The sequence below is a fragment of the Lunatimonas salinarum genome, assembly GCF_017811155.1.
In the GTDB taxonomy this organism is placed as follows: Bacteria; Bacteroidota; Bacteroidia; order Cytophagales; family Cyclobacteriaceae; genus Lunatimonas; species Lunatimonas salinarum.
In genome coordinates this window covers 1-1,170 of sequence record NZ_JACVCV010000079.1, presented here as the reverse complement: position 1 = coordinate 1,170, position 1,170 = coordinate 1, and the positions used below count along the sequence as shown (strand labels likewise).

2 protein-coding genes are annotated in these 1,170 nt (G+C 37.5%); both read left to right on the top strand.

Annotation, left to right across the window (positions count from 1 at the left end):
- On the top strand, window positions 1–308 hold a 308-nt coding region (locus tag IAQ59_RS21970; protein ID WP_209333005.1), incomplete at its 5' end, for a hypothetical protein.
- Between the two features lie 128 nt (window positions 309–436).
- Window positions 437–1,170, top strand: a 734-nt coding sequence (locus IAQ59_RS21965; protein ID WP_209333004.1) for a 6-bladed beta-propeller, incomplete at its 3' end; no start/stop codon positions are given.

Below are 1,170 nucleotides of genomic sequence, written 5' to 3'. Positions count from 1 at the left end.
TCGCTGCGGGAGCATTCGGCGTCATGCTGGTATTTAACATCATGATCAGCTTGGAATTTGAGAAGGATAAGACGCTGCCTTCGTTGACCTTGATTGAGTTGGGGAACAAGGCTTATGCGCAGGGTGAAGGTGGAGCATGTTTAAATTCCTATCATAACCAATCTTATTCCAAAAGATCCATAATTGGAGGGGGGTTATGTATGAATGCGAATGGAGAATCATGTGGGAACCAAGAGCTATGTGAATATTCGGGAAATCCAACAGATTCTTGTACAGACCACGTTTGCTCAGGAGGCTCCAGTGGTTGATAAGCTTATATTTAGTACAATTTTCTGCCATTTATGAATTGGAATAGAGTTGATCATACAGAACACCAGTTTCAGTGTGCTTATACTGAGAATTGGTGTTTTGTATGCAGCTATTTTTACTTAAATGAATGAAATTAATCTGGTGGAAGTATACTGTTTATATTCTAATAAAGTATTCTATTATTTCTTTATATAATTTAATGGGTATAGGTAGAAAATATTTTGTTCTGTTCTTCGCGCTGATAGGTGCTTGTAGTGAACCAGTTTCTGATGATGCAAAGCATGTTAGTGTGATAAAGTTGGATCCCCTGCTTACGGGTAGAAAGGAAACTATAAATTTGAGTGAGATTGCCGAAAGTATTGAATATATTTCTCTGGAAACCAACGAACAGAGTATCTTCGGTCATATTGTAAAACCTAGTGAACAAATCAAATTTTTTGAAAAGGGAGTACTAATTTCGGATAAGAGTAGATTGCTGCACTTTGGCTATCAAGGGGATTATATAGGTGAAATAGGCAAAAAAGGAATTGGTCCTACAGAGTATGCTGATATAAGGGATTTTGCGTTCATCCCTGGTTTGGAGCAAATTGCTGTACTGTCTCCACCCAATCAAAGGGCCTATATCTATGATTATACAGGTGTTGGAATGAAGGATTTTATGGTTGATTTTTGGCCTCTTCACACAGCAAGTCTAGGGAATGATTTGGTGTTTGCCATACCTAAAGGAGAAAGAAAACCAAATGGGCACCATACCTTGATGTATTTGTCCCAAGAAAATTCAGAATACCAAAAATTGCTAATAGATTATTTTGATAAAAAGTCTTCGGAAAGCATCGCATTATCCTCCAATCAACGCTTATA